Annotated in this window: 21 protein-coding genes and 1 pseudogene (1 of these 22 running past the window's edge); 12 read left to right on the top strand and 10 right to left on the bottom strand. The window is 64.4% G+C overall.

Annotation, left to right across the window (positions count from 1 at the left end; genetic code table 11):
* The first annotated feature begins 311 nt into the window (after positions 1-311).
* From rpe to trpC, 6 genes and pseudogenes are all read left to right on the top strand, one after another.
* Positions 312-986, top strand: a complete 675-nt coding sequence (gene rpe, locus L1F06_RS21780) for a ribulose-phosphate 3-epimerase (RefSeq protein ID WP_090434731.1) — start codon at positions 312-314, stop codon at positions 984-986.
* Positions 983-1,853, top strand: a pseudogene (locus L1F06_RS21775) (phosphoglycolate phosphatase). The gene rpe and the pseudogene L1F06_RS21775 overlap by 4 nt, the downstream one beginning before the upstream one ends.
* A 66-nt stretch (positions 1,854-1,919) precedes the next feature.
* Positions 1,920-3,410, top strand: coding sequence for an anthranilate synthase component I (gene trpE, locus L1F06_RS21770; protein ID WP_129482590.1), 1,491 nt, complete (start codon positions 1,920-1,922; stop codon positions 3,408-3,410).
* Between the two features lie 13 nt (positions 3,411-3,423).
* Entirely contained in the window at positions 3,424-4,020 is a 597-nt protein-coding gene (locus tag L1F06_RS21765) for an aminodeoxychorismate/anthranilate synthase component II (RefSeq protein ID WP_004373486.1), read from the top strand.
* Positions 4,017-5,063 carry an anthranilate phosphoribosyltransferase gene (gene trpD, locus L1F06_RS21760; protein WP_129482591.1) on the top strand — a complete coding sequence of 349 codons (1,047 nt, stop codon included), beginning with the start codon at positions 4,017-4,019 and terminating at the stop codon, positions 5,061-5,063. Before L1F06_RS21765 ends, trpD begins: the two co-directional genes overlap by 4 nt.
* Positions 5,060-5,899 (top strand): indole-3-glycerol phosphate synthase TrpC, encoded by an 840-nt coding sequence (gene trpC / locus L1F06_RS21755; protein WP_004373484.1) that lies wholly within the window; start codon positions 5,060-5,062, stop codon positions 5,897-5,899. The genes trpD and trpC overlap by 4 nt, the downstream gene beginning before the upstream one ends.
* Positions 5,900-5,943: 44 nt before the next feature.
* Here the strand turns inward: trpC and crp are convergent, their stop codons facing one another.
* Entirely contained in the window at positions 5,944-6,588 is a 645-nt protein-coding gene (gene crp, locus L1F06_RS21750) for a cAMP-activated global transcriptional regulator CRP (RefSeq protein WP_004373483.1), read from the bottom strand.
* A 233-nt stretch (positions 6,589-6,821) separates the two neighbouring features.
* Here crp and L1F06_RS21745 point away from each other — a divergent pair, with 233 nt between their 5' ends.
* Entirely contained in the window at positions 6,822-7,244 is a 423-nt protein-coding gene (locus tag L1F06_RS21745; RefSeq protein WP_004373482.1) for an OsmC family protein, read from the top strand.
* A 49-nt stretch (positions 7,245-7,293) separates the two neighbouring features.
* Here the strand turns inward: L1F06_RS21745 and coq7 are convergent, their stop codons facing one another.
* Together coq7 and L1F06_RS21735 are read right to left on the bottom strand one after the other, a co-directional pair.
* Complete coding sequence (coq7, locus tag L1F06_RS21740) at positions 7,294-7,941, bottom strand: 2-polyprenyl-3-methyl-6-methoxy-1,4-benzoquinone monooxygenase (protein ID WP_129482592.1); 648 nt, start codon at positions 7,939-7,941, stop codon at positions 7,294-7,296.
* 61 nt (positions 7,942-8,002) lie between these two features.
* Complete coding sequence (locus tag L1F06_RS21735) at positions 8,003-8,842, bottom strand: formylglycine-generating enzyme family protein (RefSeq protein WP_129482593.1); 840 nt, start codon at positions 8,840-8,842, stop codon at positions 8,003-8,005.
* A gap of 121 nt (positions 8,843-8,963) precedes the next feature.
* Between L1F06_RS21735 and L1F06_RS21730 the strand changes: the two genes are divergently transcribed.
* Positions 8,964-10,445 carry an AAA family ATPase gene (locus L1F06_RS21730; RefSeq protein ID WP_129482594.1) on the top strand — a complete coding sequence of 494 codons (1,482 nt, stop codon included), beginning with the start codon at positions 8,964-8,966 and terminating at the stop codon, positions 10,443-10,445.
* Between the two features lie 7 nt (positions 10,446-10,452).
* On the opposite strand, the gene L1F06_RS21725 is transcribed toward L1F06_RS21730, so the two are convergent.
* The 5 genes from L1F06_RS21725 to hemJ form a co-directional block, all read right to left on the bottom strand.
* Positions 10,453-11,241: an SDR family NAD(P)-dependent oxidoreductase gene (locus tag L1F06_RS21725; RefSeq protein ID WP_129482595.1), complete on the bottom strand. Its 789-nt coding sequence runs from the start codon at positions 11,239-11,241 to the stop codon at positions 10,453-10,455.
* A gap of 9 nt (positions 11,242-11,250) precedes the next feature.
* A complete protein-coding gene (locus tag L1F06_RS21720; RefSeq protein WP_129482596.1) occupies positions 11,251-12,228 on the bottom strand; it encodes a DUF805 domain-containing protein in 978 nt (325 codons plus the stop codon).
* Between the two features lie 100 nt (positions 12,229-12,328).
* Positions 12,329-13,591, bottom strand: coding sequence for a DSD1 family PLP-dependent enzyme (locus L1F06_RS21715; protein WP_129482597.1), 1,263 nt, complete (start codon positions 13,589-13,591; stop codon positions 12,329-12,331).
* Complete coding sequence (locus L1F06_RS21710) at positions 13,588-14,550, bottom strand: NAD(P)H-dependent flavin oxidoreductase (protein ID WP_012019791.1); 963 nt, start codon at positions 14,548-14,550, stop codon at positions 13,588-13,590. Before L1F06_RS21710 ends, L1F06_RS21715 begins: the two co-directional genes overlap by 4 nt.
* A gap of 10 nt (positions 14,551-14,560) precedes the next feature.
* Entirely contained in the window at positions 14,561-14,989 is a 429-nt protein-coding gene (gene hemJ, locus L1F06_RS21705; protein WP_129482598.1) for a protoporphyrinogen oxidase HemJ, read from the bottom strand.
* Positions 14,990-15,123: 134 nt separating this feature from the next.
* Between hemJ and argC the strand changes: the two genes are divergently transcribed.
* The 4 genes from argC (at position 15,124) to erpA (ending at position 17,721) form a co-directional block, all read left to right on the top strand.
* On the top strand, positions 15,124-16,158 hold the full coding sequence (gene argC, locus L1F06_RS21700; RefSeq protein ID WP_004373472.1) for an N-acetyl-gamma-glutamyl-phosphate reductase: 1,035 nt from the start codon (positions 15,124-15,126) through the stop codon (positions 16,156-16,158).
* A gap of 65 nt (positions 16,159-16,223) precedes the next feature.
* Positions 16,224-16,880, top strand: a complete 657-nt coding sequence (locus L1F06_RS21695; RefSeq protein ID WP_232460384.1) for a DUF6776 family protein — start codon at positions 16,224-16,226, stop codon at positions 16,878-16,880.
* A gap of 6 nt (positions 16,881-16,886) precedes the next feature.
* Positions 16,887-17,297 carry a bactofilin family protein gene (locus L1F06_RS21690; protein WP_004373467.1) on the top strand — a complete coding sequence of 137 codons (411 nt, stop codon included), beginning with the start codon at positions 16,887-16,889 and terminating at the stop codon, positions 17,295-17,297.
* A gap of 73 nt (positions 17,298-17,370) precedes the next feature.
* Entirely contained in the window at positions 17,371-17,721 is a 351-nt protein-coding gene (gene erpA, locus L1F06_RS21685) for an iron-sulfur cluster insertion protein ErpA (protein WP_004373465.1), read from the top strand.
* 49 nt (positions 17,722-17,770) lie between these two features.
* Here erpA and L1F06_RS21680 read toward each other — a convergent pair whose 3' ends face one another.
* Together L1F06_RS21680 and L1F06_RS21675 are read right to left on the bottom strand one after the other, a co-directional pair.
* Positions 17,771-18,862, bottom strand: a complete 1,092-nt coding sequence (locus L1F06_RS21680; RefSeq protein WP_129482600.1) for an anhydro-N-acetylmuramic acid kinase — start codon at positions 18,860-18,862, stop codon at positions 17,771-17,773.
* Positions 18,863-18,865: 3 nt separating this feature from the next.
* Positions 18,866-20,044: the 3' portion of a peptidoglycan DD-metalloendopeptidase family protein gene (locus L1F06_RS21675; RefSeq protein ID WP_004373463.1), read on the bottom strand. 249 nt of this gene lie beyond the right edge of the window; the window shows 1,179 of its 1,428 coding nt (coding positions 250-1,428); its start codon lies off the right edge, out of view; its stop codon occupies positions 18,866-18,868.

The raw sequence follows: 20,044 nt of genomic DNA, 5'->3' as shown, positions 1-20,044 counted from the left end.
GTTCGAGCGTCGGGGAAGACGTGGCGGGATGCTCCCTGCGCATGAATTCAATCTGGCCCATTAGCGCTTGCGGTAAGGGCGGGCGGTCTCGAGAGGCGCTCGAAGGCAGTAAGCGCGGCAACGGTCCGGTGCCAAGGGTTAAAGGTGACCACCTGAGTCAGTGTCTTGTCAGTTGGATAAAGGTCACGCCGGGAAAGCGGCTGGGCTTTCTGCCGTGAGACGAATTGGCGCGCCTGATCCAGTGGCGCTGCCAGATAGCCATTCAACCGCTACAATGCGCGCCACCGTGATTCAGCACTCAGAGGTGCGCCATGCAACCCTTCGCCATCGCCCCGTCGATCCTTTCCGCCGACTTCGCCCGCCTGGGCGAGGAAGTGGACAACGTACTCGCCGCCGGGGCGGACATCGTCCACTTCGATGTCATGGACAACCACTACGTGCCCAACCTGACCATCGGCCCGATGGTCTGTGCAGCGCTGCGCAAGTACGGCATCACCGCGCCCATCGACGCGCACCTGATGGTCAAGCCGGTGGATCGCATCATCGGCGACTTCATCGAAGCCGGCGCGTCGTACATCACCTTCCACCCGGAAGCCAGCGAGCACATCGACCGCAGCCTGCAACTGATCAAGAGCGGCGGCGCCAAGGCGGGTCTGGTGTTCAACCCGGCCACTCCGCTGGACGTGCTCAAGTACGTGATGGACAAGGTCGACATGATTTTGCTGATGAGCGTCAACCCCGGCTTCGGCGGACAGAAGTTCATCCCCGGTACCCTCGACAAGCTGCGTGAAGCCCGTGCGCTGATCGACGCCAGCGGCCGCGAGATCCGCCTGGAGATCGACGGCGGCGTCAACGTGCAGAACATCCGCGAGATCGCCGAGGCGGGCGCGGACACCTTCGTCGCCGGCTCGGCCATATTCAACCAGCCGGACTACAAGGCGGTGATCGACGCCATGCGCGCCGAACTGGCCCAGGTGCGTGGATGAAACCGCTGCGCGCGCTGTGCGGCGGTGAGCTGCCGCGCCTGGTGATGTTCGACCTGGACGGCACGCTGATCGACTCGGTGCCGGATCTGGCCGCAGCGGTCGACCGCATGCTGGTCGAGCTGGGTCGTCCGCCTGCTGGCGTGGAACAGGTTCGCGAGTGGGTCGGCAACGGTGCCCGGGTGCTGGTTCGGCGCGCCCTGGCTGGTGGCCTGGATCACTCGGCCGTGGGCGAGGCCGAGACGGAGCAGGCGCTGGCACGCTTTCTCGATATCTACGCCGACTGCCACAACCTGACCGCGCTGTACCCCGGTGTGCACGAGCTGCTCGAAGCCTTGAGCACGGCGGCCGTGGAGCTGGCGGTGGTGACCAACAAGCCGGAGCGTTTCGTCGCGCCGCTGCTGGATCAGGTCGGCCTGGGCGGTTACTTCCGCTGGATCATTGGCGGCGACACCCTGCCGCAGCAGAAGCCCGACCCGGCTGCGCTGCTGCAGGTGATGCATCTGGCTGGGGTCGAGGCGGCACAAGCGCTGTTCGTCGGCGATTCGCGCAATGATGTGCTGGCCGCACGCGCTGCCGGCGTGCCCTGCGTCGCCGTGAGCTATGGCTACAACCATGGCCGGCCGATTGCCGAGGAACGTCCGGCGGTGGTGGTCGATAGCCTGGCCGAGCTGCTGTAATTGCATTTGCCCGCAGGAGCCCGCTTGCGGGCAATCGCCGAATCGCCTACGGGTTGCTTAGGTCGAGCGGCTGCGCTACCGTGGCCGCTCTCCTTATTCCCCCGCCTGTCGAGATCGCACCGTGGTGGTTAGCTGCAAACTCTGGATGAAGGTCATCAAGGCCCTGGCCCGTTGGCGCTGGCGCGCCTGATTTCGTCCTGCCGCTGCGCGCGGCCCGTTTGCACCCGACCGTTTTCCCCGAGCCATGAGGCTGATCATGACCCATGAAGAATTCCTGCGTTTAGCCGCCGAAGGCTACAACCGCATTCCGCTGGCCTGCGAAACCCTGGTGGATTTCGACACGCCGCTGTCCATCTACCTGAAACTGGCCGATGCGCCCAACTCCTACCTGCTCGAATCCGTGCAGGGCGGCGAAAAGTGGGGCCGTTATTCGATCATCGGCCTGCCGGCGCGCACCGTGCTGCGCGTGCATGGCCATGATGTCGTGGTCAGCACCGACGGCGTCGAGGTCGAGCGCCACGAGTGCGCCGACCCGCTGGAGTTCGTCGAGCAGTTCAAGGCGCGCTACAAGGTGCCGACCATCGTTGGTCTGCCGCGCTTCAACGGTGGCCTGGTGGGCTACTTCGGCTATGACAGCGTGCGTTACGTCGAGCCCAAGCTGGCTGCCGGGGTGAATCCCGATGCGCTGGGCACGCCGGACATCCTGCTGATGGTGTCCGACGCGGTGGTGGTGTTCGACAACCTGGCCGGCAAGATGCACGGCATCGTTCTGGCCGACCCGGCGCAGCCGGATGCCTTCGAGCAAGGCCATGCGCGCCTGCGCGAGATCCTGCACAAGCTGCGCCAGCCGATCACCCCACGCCTGGGCGTGGACCTGTCTGCGCCTTTGGGCGATGAGCCGGCGTTTCGCTCCAGCTACAGCCAGGGCGACTACGAGGCGGCGGTCCGTGCGATCAAGGAGTACATCCTGGCCGGCGACTGCATGCAGGTGGTGATCTCCCAGCGCATGTCGATTCCGTTCAAGGCCGCGCCCATCGACCTGTACCGCGCGCTGCGTTGCATCAACCCGACGCCCTACATGTACTTCTTCAACTTCGGCGACTTTCATGTGGTCGGCTCCTCGCCCGAGGTGCTGGTGCGCGTCGAGGATGGCCTGGTCACCGTGCGCCCCATCGCCGGCACGCGTCCGCGCGGCGCCAGCGAGGAGGCGGACAAGGCGCTGGAAGACGACCTGCTGTCCGACGCCAAGGAAATCGCCGAGCACCTGATGCTGATCGATCTGGGCCGTAACGACACCGGCCGCGTGTCGCAGATCGGCTCGGTCAAGCTCACCGAGAAGATGGTCATCGAGCGCTATTCCAACGTCATGCATATCGTCTCCAACGTCACCGGTCAGCTGAAACCCGAGCTGTCGGCAATGGACGCGCTGCGCGCCATCCTGCCGGCCGGCACCCTGTCCGGCGCGCCGAAGATCCGCGCCATGGAAATCATCGATGAGTTGGAGCCGGTCAAGCGCGGCGTCTACGGCGGCGCAGTCGGCTACTACGCCTGGAACGGCAACATGGACACCGCCATCGCCATCCGCACCGCGGTGATCAAGGACGGCGAGCTGCACGTGCAGGCCGGCGCCGGCATCGTCGCCGACTCGGTGCCCGCGCTGGAGTGGGAAGAAACCCTGAACAAGCGCCGCGCCATGTTCCGCGCCGTCGCGCTCGCCGAACAGACTGCCGTCCAGGCCCAGGAATAACAGGAGCCGTACCATGCTTTTGATGATCGACAACTACGACTCCTTCACCTACAACGTCGTGCAGTACCTGGGCGAGCTGGGCGCCGACGTCCATGTGATCCGCAACGACGAGCTGAGCATCGCCGAAATCGAAGCACTGAAGCCCGAGCGCATCGTCGTCTCGCCCGGCCCGTGCACGCCGACCGAGGCGGGGGTGTCCATCGAGGCCATCCTGCATTTCGCCGGCAAGCTGCCGATCCTTGGCGTCTGCCTCGGCCACCAGAGCATCGGCCAGGCCTACGGCGGCGACGTGGTGCGTGCGCGCCAGGTGATGCATGGCAAGACCAGCCCGGTGTTCCATGCGGACAAGGGCGTATTCGCCGGCCTGAACAACCCGCTCACCGTGACCCGCTATCATTCTCTGGTGGTCAAGCGCGAAACCCTGCCGGACTGTCTGGAGATCACCGCCTGGACCCAGCACGAAGACGGCTCGGTCGATGAGATCATGGGCCTGCGCCACAAGACCCTGAACGTCGAGGGCGTGCAGTTCCACCCCGAGTCCATCCTCACCGAGCAGGGCCACGAACTGTTCGCCAATTTCCTCAAGCAGACCGGAGGCGTGCGCGCATGAATATCAAGGAAGCTCTGGGCCGGATCGTCGCCCAGCTCGATCTAACTACCGAGGAAATGCAGGCGGTGATGCGCGAAATCATGACCGGCCAGTGCACCGACGCGCAGATCGGCGCCTTCCTCATGGGCATGCGCATGAAGAGCGAGACCATCGACGAGATCGTCGGTGCCGCCAGCGTGATGCGCGAGCTGGCCGCTCCGGTGGTCATCGACGCCGAGCGCCTGGTCGACACCTGCGGCACCGGCGGCGATGGCATGAATATCTTCAACGTCTCCACCGCGGCGGCCTTCGTCGTCGCGGCGGCCGGCGGCAAGGTGGCCAAGCACGGCAACCGCGCAGTCTCCGGCAAGAGCGGCAGTGCCGATCTGCTGGAAGCGGCCGGCGTCTACCTGGGGCTCAAGCCCGAGCAGGTGGCGCGCTGCGTCGAGAGCGTGGGCGTCGGCTTCATGTTCGCGCCGTCTCATCACGGGGCGATGAAGCACGCCATCGGCCCGCGCCGCGAGCTGGGCCTGCGCACCCTCTTCAACATGCTCGGCCCGATGACCAACCCGGCTGGTGCCAGGCATCAGGTCATCGGCGTGTTCAGCCAGGCGTTGTGTCGGCCGATGGCCGAAGTGCTGCAGCGCCTGGGTAGCGAGCATGTATTGGTGGTGCACGCGCAGGATGGCCTGGACGAGATCAGCCTGGCCGCGCCTACCTTCGTCGCCGAGCTCAAGGACGGCAAGATCAGCGAGTACCGCATCCAGCCCGAGGATTTCGCCATCAAGAGTCAGAGCCTGATCGGCCTGACCGTCGACAACGCCGAGCAGTCGCTGGAACTGATCCGCGACGCGCTGGGGCGGCGCAAGACCGAGAATGGTCAGAAGGCCGCCGACATGATCGTGCTCAATGCAGGCGCTGCACTGTACGCCGCTGACCATGCCAGTAGTCTGCGCGAAGGCGTGCAGCTGGCCCACGATGCCTTGCACACCGGGCTGGCGCGCGAGAAGCTGGAGGAGCTGGTGTCCTTTACCGCGGTATTCAAACAGGAGAACGAAGGGTGAGCGTGCCAACCGTACTGGAGAAGATCGTCGCCCGTAAGTTCGAGGAAGTGGCCGCGCGCCGCGTCCAGGTCAGCCTCGCCGAACTGGAAGCGGCCGCCCGCGCCGCCGATGCGCCGCGCGGCTTTGCCCGGGCGCTGCTGGAGCAGGCGGCGCGCAAGCAGCCGGCGGTGATTGCCGAGATCAAGAAGGCCTCGCCGAGCAAGGGCGTGCTGCGCGCCGACTTCGTGCCCGCCGATATTGCCCGCAGCTACGAGGCCGGCGGTGCCACCTGCCTGTCGGTGCTGACCGATATCGATTTCTTCCAGGGTGCCGATGAATACCTGCAGCAGGCTCGCGCCGCCTGCGCGCTGCCGGTGATCCGCAAGGATTTCATGGTCGATCCCTACCAGATCGTCGAGGCCCGCGCCCTCGGCGCCGATTGCGTGCTGCTGATCGTGTCCTGCCTGGATGACGTGCGCATGGCCGAACTGGCCGCGGTGGCCAAGGATGTCGGCCTCGACGTGCTGGTGGAGGTACATGATGGCAACGAACTGGAGCGCGCGCTCAATACTCTGGATACGCCGCTGGTGGGGATCAACAACCGTAACCTGCACACCTTCGAGGTCAGTCTGGAAACCACTCTGGACCTGCTGCCGCGCATTCCGCGTGAGCGCCTGGTGGTGACCGAGAGTGGCATTCTCAACCGCGCCGATGTCGAGCTGATGGAGATCAGCGAGGTGTATGCCTTCCTGGTTGGCGAGGCCTTCATGCGGGCTGAGAGCCCCGGGGCCGAGCTGCAGCGTTTGTTCTTTCCCGAGCGTGGGCGGCCGACGGTGGTCGGCAAGGACCCCGAGTAAACGAAAAAGCCGGCAATCAAGCCGGCTTTTTCATGGGGCGGGGTTCAGCGCGTGCCGAAGACCACCATGGTCTTGCCTTTCACGTGCACCAGGCCCTGTTCTTCCAGGGACTTGAGTACGCGACCGACCATCTCCCGCGAGCAGCCGACGATGCGGCCGATTTCCTGGCGGGTGATCTTGATCTGCATGCCGTCCGGGTGGGTCATGGCGTCCGGCTGCTTGCACAGATCGAGCAGGGTGCGGGCGACGCGGCCGGTGACATCGAGGAAGGCCAGATCGCCGACCTTGCGCGTGGTGTTGCGCAGGCGCTCTGCCATCTGGCTGCCGAGGGCGAAGAGGATGTCGGGGTCCTGCTGGGTCAGTTCGCGGAATTTGGCGTAGCTGATTTCCGCCACTTCGCATTCGGTCTTGGCGCGTACCCAGGCGCTGCGCTCCTTCTCCGCGCCATCCTTCTCGAACAGGCCCATCTCACCGAAGAAGTCGCCAGAGTTGAGGTAGGCGATGATCATCTCGCGGCCATCGTCATCCTCGATCAGGATGGTGACCGAGCCCTTGACGATGAAGAACAGCGTTTCGCAACGATCACCTGCGTAGATGATGGTGCTTTTGGCGGTGTAGCGACGGCGATGACAGTGTGCGAGAAGCTTGTCGAGGTTCTTGATTTTAGGTGTGAGGGTAATAGCAACCATGCCCGAGTCCCGAATATGAAAAATGAAGGCCTTTATCCAACGGCAATTTCTTATTGGTTATCCGGCCAAGTGTGCCAGCATTCCGGCGTCAGCTTAACAGACATACGATGACCAGGGCGTATTTTGCGACTTGGCTAACACTACTCCGTGGAACTTTGTCGCACAGGCCACACAGCAGGGGATTCCATGGCTGTGCTAACCTGCCGAACTTTCCACCCAGGGAGCCTGAATCAATGAAAGCGCGCGTGCAGTGGGCCGGTGAAGCCCTGTTCCTCGGCGAGTCCGGTAGCGGCCATGCCGTGGTGATGGACGGCCCGCCCGATGCCGGCGGTCGCAACCTCGGCATTCGGCCGATGGAAATGCTGCTGATCGGCCTGGGCGGTTGCAGCAACTTCGATGTGGTCAGCATTCTGCGCAAAGGGCGTCAGCCGGTGGAAAGCTGCGAGGTGTTCCTCGACGCCGAACGCGCCAGCGAGGAGCCCAAGGTATTCACCAAGATCCACCTGCATTTCGTGGTCAAGGGCCGTGGGCTGAAGGAAGCCCAGGTCAAGCGCGCGGTGGAGCTGTCGGCGGAAAAATACTGCTCGGCCTCGATCATGCTGGGCCGTGCCGGGGTGGCTATCAGCCACGACTACGAAATCGTCGAGCTGGGCTAGGCCTCTACGCTGTAAACCACAAGGGCGCCGATTGGCGCCCTTGTTGGTTTCAGATGCGGTAGGTGCTCTTGGTCATGGCCTTCGACAGCAGGGTCATGCCGAACTTCACCGGCGCCGGGAAGCGCACGCCACCGGCGGCCAGGGCGCTGTTGGCGTGCTGCTCCTCGTCGATGCGCATCTGTTCGAGGATGGCGCGCGACTTGGCATCGTGTTCGGGAATCTGTTCCAGATGCTCATCCAGATGCTTGCACACCTGATCTTCGGTGGCGGCCACGAACCCCAGGCTGACCCGATCGCTGACCAGGCCGGCCACGGCGCCGACGCCAAAGGACAGGCCGTAGAACAAGGGGTTGAGCACGCTGGGATGACTGCCCAGCTCGCGGATGCGCTGCTCGCACCAGGCCAGGTGATCGATCTCCTCGTCGGCCGCGTGCTCCATGGCGCTGCTTACTTCCGGCAGCTTGGCGGTCAGCGCCTGGCCCTGGTAGAGCGCCTGGGCGCAGACCTCGCCGGTATGGTTGATGCGCATCAGCCCGGCGATATGCCGGCTCTCCTCGGGGTTCAGATCCGTTTCCGCCTGAACGATGGCCGGAGACGGACGGCTGGATGCGCCACTGAAGGGCAGCAGGGTACGTAGCGCAGCATCGGCCTGCAGCAGCAGGCGATCGACGGGGGAGTACTGGCGTTCACTGGCCATGGGGCACCTCCGGAAAACACAACGCGACTAGTCTACTGCAAAGTGACTGGGACGTCCGAGCTCAGGGCAATTCGCGCAGCACGCGAAAACCCAGGGCATAGTCGCGGTGATGCGGCTGCTTGAGGTCGCGCATGCTGCTGCGCAGGTAGGTCGGGCCGCTGTTCCAGGCGCCACCGCGAACCACCCGCGGGCTGCTGTCGAGCAGGCCGGCGCTTTGCGTTTCGCTGCCATCGAAGCTCTGCGTGAAGCGCGAAGCCGTCCATTCCCAGACGTTGCCGGCGGTATCGTGCAGGCCGAAGCCGTTGGCCGGAAACTGGCCCACTGTAGCCGTCTTGTTACGCAGCAGGCGAGGGCTGGCGCAACCGCGGCAGTGCGCGCGGGGCCGGGTTTCATCACTGTCCAGTGCGTCGCCCCACCAGTAATAGGTCTGGCTGCCGCCACGCGCCGCGTACTCCCACTCGGCTTCGGTGGGTAGGCGGTAACGCGCGCCGGTCTCGCGCGACAGCCACTGCGCATAGGCGTGTGCATCGCGCCAGGACACGTGGATCACCGGGCGCTGCGCGGAAAGACCCCAGCCCTCGTTATCTGGCATGGGCAGCTTGTTGGCTTCGGCATATGTCTGCCAGTCGGCAAAGGTGACCTCGTAGCGGCCGATGGCGAACGGCTTGTCGATTGCCACGCTCCGTTGCGGCCGCTCGTTGTCGTTACCGCGGCCGCTGCCATCGCCCATCAGGAACTGCCCGGCGGGCACCACCACCATCTCAGGTCCCATGCCGCCGCCGGTCAGGACGTCAGTGAGCGTCTGACCGTTACAGGCCTGGGGGGCCACCAGCAGCGCCAGGCTCGCGCTTATCGCCAGAGACAAGGCGGTGTGACTGCGGCACGCTTTCAATACTTGCACGACGCCATGCCTCCGGCGACGATCTGCCTGTTAGGACAGTCCATGCAGCGAGCTCCCGTTATTGCAAACCGCGGATGTTAACCCTGCATGGCTGGCTGGCAAACCTCACAAGGAGTGCGTGTTGAAGAACGATATTCACGATCTGGGACTGGTGCTGGATTCCAAGGTCAAGCTGGTGGTCATCGAGTCCTGGGACGAGATGCGCGTGCTGGAAACCCTGACCGGCCTGGCGGTCAAGCGCGGCCTCGGTCTGCACACCTGGTCGGTGACCGAGGGGCTGCAGCGCCTGGGGTTCGGGGGCGCGCCGGTGGACGAGGCGCCGACTTTGGAGCCGGAAGCGGCGCTGCGCATGATCAAGGCCGATCCGCAGCCGAACCTCTACGTGATGTGCGACCTGCACCCCTTTCTCGACGACAACCCGCGGCTGGTTCGCCTGCTCAAGGAAATCGCCATGAGCGAGGCGGCGCACAAGCCGACCCTGGTGCTGGTGTCGCATGCCCTCAAACTGCCTGCCGAAGTACAGCGTTACGCGGCGCGCTTCAGCCTGGCGCTGCCCTCGGAAGACGAACTGCTGAGCATCGTGCGGGACGAGGCGACGCGCTGGAGCGAGCGCAACCGCGGTGCGCGGGTGCGTACCGACAATCGCACCCTGCAGCAGGTGGTGAAGAATCTGCGCGGCCTCAGCCATGCCGAGGCGCGTGCCCTGGCGCGCAACGTGATCTGCGACGACGGTGCGATCACCCAGGAAGATATTCCCGAGCTGAACAAGACCAAGTTCCAGTTGCTGGATCTGGAGGGCGTGCTCAGCTTCGAGTACGACACCGCGCGTTTCGCCGATGTCGGCGGCCTGCTCAACCTCAAGCGCTGGCTGGCCGAGCGTCAGGCCGGCTTTCTCGAAGGCAAGGGTATCGATGCGCCCAAGGGCGTGATGCTGGTCGGCGTGCAGGGCGGCGGCAAGAGTCTGGCGGCCAAGGCGGTCGCTGGTCTCTGGGGGCTGCCGCTGCTGCGCCTGGATTTCGCCTGCCTGTACAACAAGTTCTTCGGCGAGACCGAGCGCAACCTGCGCGAGGCGCTGCGCCTGGCCGAACAGATGGCGCCCTGCGTGCTGTGGATGGACGAGGTGGAGAAGGGCCTGGCCAGCGGCGATCATGACGGCGGCGTGAGCCAGCGCGTGCTCGGCACCCTGCTGACCTGGATGGCCGAACGCAAGGCTCCGGTATTCGTCGTCGCCACGGCCAATGCCATCGACCGCTTGCCCCCCGAACTGGTGCGCAAGGGGCGCTTCGACGAGCTGTTCTTCGTCGACCTGCCCGATGCCGAGGTGCGCGCCGAGATCTTTCGTATCCACCTGCAGCGCCGCGAACTGGAACCGGCCGGTTTCGACCTGGCGCAGCTGGCCGCGGCCAGCGAGGGTTTCTCTGGTGCGGAGATCGAGCAGGCGGTGGTCAGTGCGCTGTACGCCGGGCAGGCGCAGCAGCAGGCGGTGGATCAGCATCTGCTGCTGCGCGCGCTGCAGAGCACCGCGCCGCTCTCGGTGGTGATGGCCGAGCGTCTGGCTGCATTACGACAATGGGCCGATGGGCGGACGGTCAACGCCGGTTGAGGCTGTATCAGCCTTGGGTGAAGGGGCGTGTCAGACGGCCGCTGAGCTTGCGCACCAGCCAGCGTGGTGCCAGGCGCGAACTCAACGCCAGCAGACGGTTGCGCCAGCCGGGGATGATGATGGCGCGGTTCTTTTCCAGGGCGCGGACGGTGATCAACGCCACCTCTTCCGCGCTCATCATCAGCTTGCTGCTCTCGAGGCGGCTGACGTTCATCCCGGCGGCGCGGAAGAAGGCGCTGCGCGTCGGACCGGGGCAGAGCACGCAAACGCGCACACCACGCTGGCGCAGCTCCTCACGCAGCCCCTCGGAAAAGTGCAGCACATAGGCCTTGCTGGCGTAGTAGCTGCTCATCCAGGGGCCCGGTTGAAAGGCTGCGACCGACGCCACGTTGAGAATCTGCCCACCGCCACGTTCGGCCATATGCTGGCCGATGGCGTGACATAGCCGCGTCAGTGCCAGCACGTTGACCTCCAGCTGCTCCTGCTCGCGGCCCCAGTCCTGTTCGAGAAAGGCGCCTGCGCAACCGAGGCCGGCGTTGTTCACCAGCAGGTCGATCCGCCACTGCCCCTGCTCAAGCTCATGCAGCAGTCCGGATATCCGCAGTGGCTCGCTGAGGTCGCACAGACGAAACAGCACGTCGACGCCGAAGCGCTGCGCCAACTCGCAGGCGATGCTCTCCAGCGCGTCGCGCCGTCTGGCCACCAATATCAGGTTGCGCCCCCGACGCGCCAAGGCCTCGGCCATGGCCAGGCCGAGGCCGCTGGAGGCGCCGGTGATCAATGCATAGCTGGGCATGGTGCCGGGCTATTGCTCTTGGAACTCGGCGGCGCGCTCGACATAGCCCTGGTACTGGGGAATGGCGATGGCGGCGACGATGCCGGTGATCGGCACCAGCAGGAACAGCCAGGCCAGTACCTTGACCGCCGTGCTGTTGGGCGGTGGCGGCGGGCCGAAGCGATTGACGCCCTGGGTACCGGGAATAATCAGCATCAGCAGGGCGAACACGCTGCCGACGATCGGTATCAGGTGGACCAGCAGCAGCCAGCCGGACCAGCCGATGTCATGCAGGCGCTGTACGCCGATGCAGATGCTGATCACGATGGCGCCGATGCTGACGAGCACCAGAAGCAGCATCGCCAGCGTCGAGGAGAAGGCGGCCATGCCCGTTCCCAGCAGCAGGATGGGCATGAAACACAGGGTGACTGCCATCAGCCAGCCCAGGTAGCGCACGCGGCCGATCCGACCGCTGACCCCGAATACCTTGAGCTCGGAAAACTCCGGCAGCTGCTCGGCGACATTCGCCTGAGGCGGGGCATAGGGCGATGCACTGGCGGGCGCCGAGGCTGGCTGAGGCGACGCGGCCAGCTGTGCCTGGCGAGCGAGATACTTCTCGATAATGATCCCGCAGGCCGAGCATTCGTCTGCCTTGGGCTGCTCGTGGCCACACTTGGGGCAGGTCATGCTGGTACTGGCGGCGGACGTCGCAGCCGCTTCTTGAGGCGCTTCCTCCTGATGATCATCGGTGGGCACCAGGCTCAGGCTGGCGGCCTGATCCAGCTCCTTGCGGACCCGGGCACCGGCGTTCTGCAGGGCGGTGAGGTACTGGTTGGCCTCGTTCTCGCCCAGATCGCGCTTGAGTGCCACCTGCGCGCCACTGAACAGGCTATCGATACGGGCAAGATCGCTCTTGAACAGGCGGGCCAGGTTTTCCTTTACCGTTTCCAGCGTGGTCTCGGGCATCAGTTCGCCGTCGAACACTATCTTGTAGCGCGGTTGATTCATGCGGGCTTCCTTGTCTGCGGGAAGTTGTGAGGGTGAGCTAAGCCTAGAGTGCGGCAAGGCCAATATACAAGCGGCCTGCAGCACAGTTCGCATTCGTCTTTCAGCCGGTGGGCAGCGTGCTCCAGCGACCGACCAGCTGGCCTGCGCGCAGCAGACGCATTTCGCCGAAACCGCCAAGCAGACCCTCGCTGATTGCCGGGCGCAGAAAAACCCAGTCGTCCGCTCTTAGGCCGGTGGCCGCGCTGCCGATCAGGCGCTCCTGATTGGCACTGCGTCCGTACAGGGCGTCGTAGTCGAGTCCGGCCGGCGATACGGGGTGTGCGGGCCAGCGCCCCCCATAGAGGTAATAGGCATGCTCGCGATTGGGATTCCAGGCGTTCATCAGCGGCTGCACGGCGCCCAGATAGGGTAGGGCGCCGTCCGCTACCTTGAGCAGCGGGCTGGCGATCCACAGGGCCGGTTGATGTTCGCTCAGGGCAGGCGTGTCGAAGTCGCCCGGCTTGAGCAGAGCGGAGCCCACCGCGACCTCATTGAGCGGAGTGTCCGAGCGGCTGTGCAGTGGGTAGGTCAGACTGCCACCGCCGTTGAGCAGCGGTTGCCGCGGCCAGAGCTGAGGGAACGCCCGAGCTGCGGCGAGGAACTCGCGGTAACGGGCGTTGGTATCGGCGAAAACCCGGCGTTGCTCGGTCCAGGGCGGGGCATGGGCGACGTGCGCGTCATACCCCATCAACCCCTGCAGTTGCAGCTGCGGCTGGTCCTGCAGGTGCTGCAGGGCCTGGCCCAGGGCTTGCGGATCGCGAAAGCCGCCTCGCGTCATACCGATATCGATCTCCAGGGCGATGCGCAGGGGTTGCCCCAGCGCCTGGGCCAGCTCGGCGTACTGGCGCAGCCGCTCTGCGCTATCGATAAGCCAGGTCAACTGGCGGGCAGGGGTGAAACCAAGATGGCCTGGCAGCTGGCGATAGAAGTTCAGCGCGGCATGCACCGGCATGGGTTTGCCCAGCAGTAGATCGGCCTGCGGGAAACTGCGCGCCAGGCGGTTCAGCTGCGGCTGGTGAAAGACCATGAAGCGCTGGGTTTGCAGGCGTTTGGCCAGATATTCGAGCAGCCCCACGCTGGCCAGCGATTTGCTCACCAGGCGCAAGCCAAGACGGCCGTTCAATCGCTCGGCGAGCAGATCGGCATTGGCATCCAGGCGGTCCAGATCCAGCAGCAGCGCTGGAATACCATCGCCTTCCTGCTGCAGAAGGCGGTTGAGTGCGGCGAAATAGGCGTCGTGCTGCTGGCCGCGATCGTGCGGTCGCAGCGCCCAGCCCGCAAGCAGGCCGAGGGCGCCCACAGCCAGCAGATGGCGGCGTTTCATCGCGGCCAGCGTTGCCCCAGCTGTTGGCTGCGCACCAGGGCGGCCCGGTATTCGCGATCGAGTCGCGCTACCAGCTCCTGCACCGACGGCAGGTCGTCGATCCCGCCAACCCCCTGGCCGGCCGACCAGACGGTTTTCCAGGCCTTGGCTTCCTCATCCATGGGTTTGAGTTTTTCGCCGTAATTGATGTCGGCCTTGTTCTGCAGCTGCTTCAGGTCATAGCCGGCCTGCTCCAGGCTCTGGCGCATGAAACTGGCCGGCACGCCCGATACCGCCGGGGTGTGGATGATATCGGCTGCCTGGGCACCGAGGATCATGCGCTTGTAATCCTCGGAAGCATTGTTTTCCTGGGTAGCGATAAAGCGTGTGCCCATATAGGCCAGATCGGCGCCGAGCAGCTGGGCAGCGAGAATTTCGTGGCCGTGATTGAGGCAGCCGGACAGCAGCACGGTCTTGTCGAAGAACTGCCGAATCTCCGCCAGCAGGGCGAAGGGGCTCCACGTGCCGGCGTGGCCGCCAGCGCCGGCTGCCACGGCAATCAGACCGTCCACACCGGCCTCGGCGGCCTTTTCGCCATGGCGGCGGGTGGTCACGTCATGGAACACCAGGCCGCCGTAGCTGTGCACGGCATCGACCACTTCCTTCACCGCGCCCAGGCTGGTGATGACGATGGGCACGCGGCGTTCGACGCAGATGGCCAGATCCGCCTGCAGCCGAGGGTTGCTGTTATGCACGATCAGGTTGACGGCGAAGGGGGCGGCGTCAGCCGCAAGACTGGCTTCGATCTCGTCGAGCCAGGCGGCGAAGCCGGCGCTCTCGCGCTGGTTCAGCGCCGGAAAGCTGCCAACGATACCGCTGTTGCAGCAGGCACTGACCAGTGCCGGATTGGACACCAGGAACATCGGCGCAGCCACCAGCGGCAGGCGCAGGCGTTGTTCGAGCAGGGCGGGCAGAGACATGGCGAATTCCTCAGAAGGGGCGGACGACGACCAGGATGACGATGCCCAGCAGGGCCAGCACCGGCGCTTCATTGAACCAACGATAGAACACGTGGCTGCGGCTGTTCTCGCCGCGGGCAAAGCGCTTGAGCTGGGCGCCGCACAGGTGGTGATAGATCACCAGGGCAGCGACCAGCGTGAGCTTGGCGTGCATCCAGCCCTGGCTGAAGTAATAGCCGGGATTGAGGGTCAGCAGCCAGATGCCCAACGCCAGCGTGGCGATCATCGACGGCAGCATGATGCCGCGATACAGCTTGCGCTCCATGATGCAGAAGCGCTCGTGGCTGGTGGCGTCGTTGCTCATGGCGTGATAGACGAACAGGCGCGGCAGATAGAACAGGCCGGCGAACCAGCAGACCATGGCGATGATGTGCAGAGCCTTGAGCCAGAGATAGAGCATTTTCGCTTCTCGCGCTGAAAAATGGTCTCGATAGTAGAGGCAGGCGACGGCCTGCGTCACCTCTGCGGTTGGAGCTTGGCCGATGCGGCTTTATCATCGGTAGCTTTCCAATGGCTTTTGCAAAGGGGCATGTGATGATCAAGGTCGGTATCGTCGGCGGCACGGGCTACACCGGTGTCGAACTGCTGCGTCTGCTGGCGCAACACCCGCAGGCAGAGGTGGCCGTGATCACTTCCCGTTCCGAGGCCGGCCTGCGCGTCGACGAGATGTACCCCAATCTGCGCGGCCACTATCCGGAGCTGGCCTTCAGCGTGCCGGACGTCGCCACGCTGGGTGCCTGCGATGTGGTGTTCTTCGCCACGCCACACGGCGTCGCCCATGCGCTGGCCGGTGAGCTGCTGGCCGCCGGCACGCGGGTGATCGACCTGTCCGCCGACTTCCGCCTGCAGGACGCCGAAGAGTGGGCCAAGTGGTACGGCCAGCCGCACGGCGCTCCCGAGCTGCTGAGCGAAGCGGTATATGGCCTGCCCGAAGTCAACCGCGAGGCGATCAAGACGGCGCGCCTGATCGCCGTACCCGGCTGCTACCCGACCGCTACTCAGCTCGGCCTGATCCCACTGCTGGAAGCCGGCTTGGCCGATGCCGGCAGCCTGATCGCCGACTGCAAGAGCGGCGTCAGCGGCGCCGGCCGTGGTGCCAGCGTTGGCTCGCTGTTCTGCGAGGCCGGCGAGAGCATGAAGGCCTACTCGGTCAAGGGCCATCGCCACCTGCCGGAGATTCGTCAGGGGCTGCGCCTGGCAGCTGGTGGCGACGTCGGTCTGACCTTCGTGCCGCACCTGACGCCGATGATCCGCGGCATCCATGCGACCCTCTATGCCCGCGTGGCCGACACCTCGGTCGATCTGCAGGCACTGTTCGAGCAGCGCTACGCCAATGAGCCCTTCGTCGACGTGATGCCGGCCGGCAGCCACCCGGAAACCCGCAGCGTGCGTGGTGGCAACGTCTGCCGCATCGCCGTGCACCGCCCGCAGGGTGGCGACCTGGTGGTGGTGCTGTCGGTGATCGACAACCTGGTCAAGGGCGCCTCCGGCCAGGCGGTACAGAACATGAACATCCTCTTCGGTCTCGACGAGCGTCTTGGTCTGTCGCACGCGGCCCTGTTGCCGTGACGCCGGCCTGGGAGGTCCGCCTCAGCGATCCGCGTCGAGAGCGTCGACGCCGCTGGATACTGGTCTTGCTGCTGCTGGCCATTCCCGGAGCGTTTCTGCTGGGCTTCTTCGGGGCCCAGCAGCACGGCCAGCAGGTGGAGGATCAAACCCATGCTCTGCTGGCCAGGCTGGCCGAGCAGGAGCAGGAACTGGAGTTGCTGCGTCAGCGTCTGGCCGTGGTCGGCAGCAGTGACAAGGTCAGCCAGCAGGCCATCGAACAGAATCGCCGCACCATCAAGCTGCTCGAGGAGCAGATCTTCAAGCAACAACAGGATCTGGCCTTCTACAAGGGCGTGCTGGCGCCTGCCAGTCGTCGCGAAGGCATCCGTATCCGCGCCTTTGAGCTGCAAGCCACGGACTCGCCCGGCCATTTCCGCTACAAAGTGCTGATGAGTCGTGTGGGGAGCAGTGACGAGCCGCTAAAGGGCAAGTTGCGGATCACCGTCGAAGGACAACAGGGCGGCAAGGACGTCAGTCTGGACCTGTCGCAGTTGTCCGGTGAGGTGAGCGAGGCCAGCATCCCGTTCTCCTTCAAGCATTTTCAGTCATTTCCCGAGGCCGGACGCTTCGGCGAGATGCAACTGCCTGATGGCTTCGAGCCGCGTCAGGTAAAAGTCCGTGCGGAAGTCGAAGGTGACAAGCCGCTGGATCGTACGTTCGATTGGATAAACCAGGAGCAATAGCCACCCATGTGGAACAAAGACAAGGCCAAGCCTGACTTGCAGCGTTTCAGCGGCAAGACCAGCCTGATTGCCGCCGGCGCCGAGCTGGTGGGCGATATGCGTTTTCAGGGCGCGGTGCAGGTGGATGGCCGGGTTACTGGCAATCTGCTTGCCACCGAAGGGCTGGTGCGGGTCAGCGTAGGTGGCCTGGTTGAAGGTGAGGTGCGTGCACCCCATATAGTGATTGATGGTGAGGTGAACGGTGATGTCTTCGCCGCCGGCCATCTGGAGCTGGGCGCGCGCGCTCGGGTGCGGGGCAACCTGCACTACGGCTTGATGGAGATGGCCATGGGCGCGCAGATCGAAGGCAGGCTCTTCCATCTGAAAGACGGCGAGCGGCCGTTGGAGCTGCCGGCCACCTTGGATACCGAGCAATAGTTGACCAATTTTCTCGGGCAAGCGGATAATGCACGCCCAACGCAGTATGGCGCATGGCGCCGGGAGTCACAGCATGAGCGTCGAAACCTTCACCCCTGCCCCCTTGCACTTCACCCAGGGTGCTGCAAGCAAGGTGAAGACCCTGGTCGATGAAGAGGGTAATCCGCGGCTGAAGCTTCGCGTGTTCGTCACGGGCGGTGGCTGCTCGGGCTTTCAGTACGGCTTCACCTTCGATGAGGATGTAGCCGAGGACGACACCATCGTCGAGCGCGAGGGCGTCAGTCTGGTGGTCGATGCCATGAGCTTCCAGTATCTGGTGGGCTCCGAGGTCGACTATCAGGAAGGGCTGGAAGGATCGCGCTTCGTGATCAAGAACCCCAACGCCACCACCACCTGTGGCTGCGGATCGTCCTTCTCGATCTGAAGTCTTCGCCTCATGACGACGCCGCGCTTGATGCGCGGCGTTTTCGTTTTCAGGCGGGGTAGATGGCGCCGAGAACGCGCAGACCTCTGGCACCGGTGACACTCGGGCGATTGCCTGGAATGCCTTCCAGTGCGCAGTGCGCCAGCCAGGCGAAGGCCATGGCTTCGACCCAGTCCGGGTCCACGCCTTCGGCCGCGGTGCTGCTCACGTCGGTTCCTGCCAGCATCTCGCTCAGGCGCTTCATCAGGCAGGCGTTGTGGGCGCCGCCGCCACATACCAGCAGAGCATCCGTTTGTGCCTGGGCGCTGCGTAGTGCGCTGACGATGCTGCATGCGGTGAGCTCTACCAGCGTCGCCTGAACATCCTCGCTGGCCAGCTGTGGCAAGGCCCGCAGGTGGCCGAGCAACCAGTCGAGATTGAACAGCTCGCGCCCGGTGCTCTTCGGACCCTGCGCGGCGAAGAAGGGATCGCTCAGCAGTCGTTTCAGCAGCTCCGGGTGTACGTTGCCGCTGGCAGCCCAGGCGCCATCACGGTCATAGGTAAGGCCCTGGCAATGCTGAATCCAGGCATCGAGCAAAACGTTGCCGGGGCCGCTGTCGAATCCCAGAATCTCCTGGTCCGGTGAAAGCAGGCTGAGGTTGCTGAAGCCGCCGACATTGAGCACGGCTACGTGCCGTTGGTTATCGCCGAACAGATCCTGGTGAAAGGCGGGGACCAGAGGAGCACCTTGACCGCCTGCAGCCACATCGCGCCGACGAAAATCCGCGACCACGCAGATGCCGGTGAGCTCGGCCAGCAGTGCCGGGTTGCCGATCTGAATGGTGAAGCTGCGTGCCGGTTCGTGGCGCACGGTCTGACCGTGGCTGCCGATGGCGCGGATCTGCTGTGCGCTCAGGTTCTGTTGCTCAAGCAACTCGTTGACGGCGGCGGCGGCCAGTTCCACCCAGTGCTGTTCGGCAATGGCTGCGCGTGCCAGCTCGTCGTCGCCAGCGCTGCATAACGCCAGCAGCTCGCTACGCAGTCGTTCTGGCATGGGGCGGTAGAGCGTGGCGAGAAGGTGGGGGCGCTGACCTTGATCGATCAGCGCAATGTCCAGTCCGTCCAGACTGGTACCGGACATCACGCCAATATAGAGGGGCACGGCTTACTGCTGATTGGAGGCCAGCATGGTGGCCTTTTCCTGGTCCATGCGTGCCATCAGCGGTTTGCTCAGTTGCATGAAGCGCTGCTTCTCGCTCGCTGCAATGGGGTCGGCCATCGGCAGCTTCTGGCTGAGCGGGTCGACGTGTACACCGTTGACCTGGAACTCATAGTGCAGGTGAGGTCCGGTGGACAGGCCAGTGGTACCGATATACCCGATGATCTGCCCTTGCTTGACGTTAGCGCCGTTGCGAATGCCTTTGGCGAAACCCTGCATGTGCGCGTAGAGCGTACGGTAGCGCTGGCCATGCTGGATGATCACGGTGTTGCCGTAACCGCCGTTGCGGCCGGCCAGAGTCACGCGGCCGTCGCCAGCTGCCTTGATCGGTGTGCCGTGTGGCGCAGCATAGTCGACGCCCTTGTGTGCACGGATCTTGTTCAGGATCGGATGCTTGCGGCCGGTGGAGAAACGCGAGCTGATCCGGGCGAAGTCCACGGGGGTGCGGATGAACGCCTTGCGCATGCTTTCGCCATTGGCGTTGTAGTAGCTGGTGGTGCCTTGCTTGTTGGTGTAACGCACCGCCGTGTAGGTCTTGCCGCGATTGGTGAAGCGCGCCGAGAGGATGTTGCCGGTGCCGACACGCTTGCCGTTCACCACCTTCTCTTCATAGATCACTTCAAACTCGTCGCCTTCGCGAATATCCATGGCGAAGTCGATGTCGTAACCGAAGACGTTGGCCAGGTCCATGGTCAGGCTGTGCGACAGGCCGGCACGCTTTGCCGAGAGGAACAGCGAGCTGTTGATCACGCCGCGGCTGTAGGTGGTCACCACCTCGGGTTTGACCTGATCGCGCTCGAAATCGAAGCCCTTGTCGGTACGGCTGAGGCGAATGGTTTCCAGATCGCTGAGCTTGCTTTGCAGATGCTTCAGCTTGCCATCTTCATTTAGTTCGAACTCCAGCACCTGGCCGACCTTGAGGCGACTGAACTGCTTGGCGTCCTTGTTGCTATTGAGGGCTTCATGCAGATCGTTGGCGTTCAGGCCGACCTTGGCGAATACGGTAGAAAGCGTATCGCCGTTGCTCACCGTGATGTTGTGGTGGTTGGGGTCGGAGGGAGTGGTGGTGTCGGCTGTTTCTAGGATGTTCTCGTCAGCGTCTTCTGCGCTGTTTTCGGCGGTGTC

It is taken from the genome of Pseudomonas hydrolytica, assembly GCF_021495345.1.
Taxonomy (GTDB): Bacteria; Pseudomonadota; Gammaproteobacteria; order Pseudomonadales; family Pseudomonadaceae; genus Aquipseudomonas; species Aquipseudomonas hydrolytica.
This window is presented reverse-complemented; position numbering and strand designations above follow the sequence as displayed.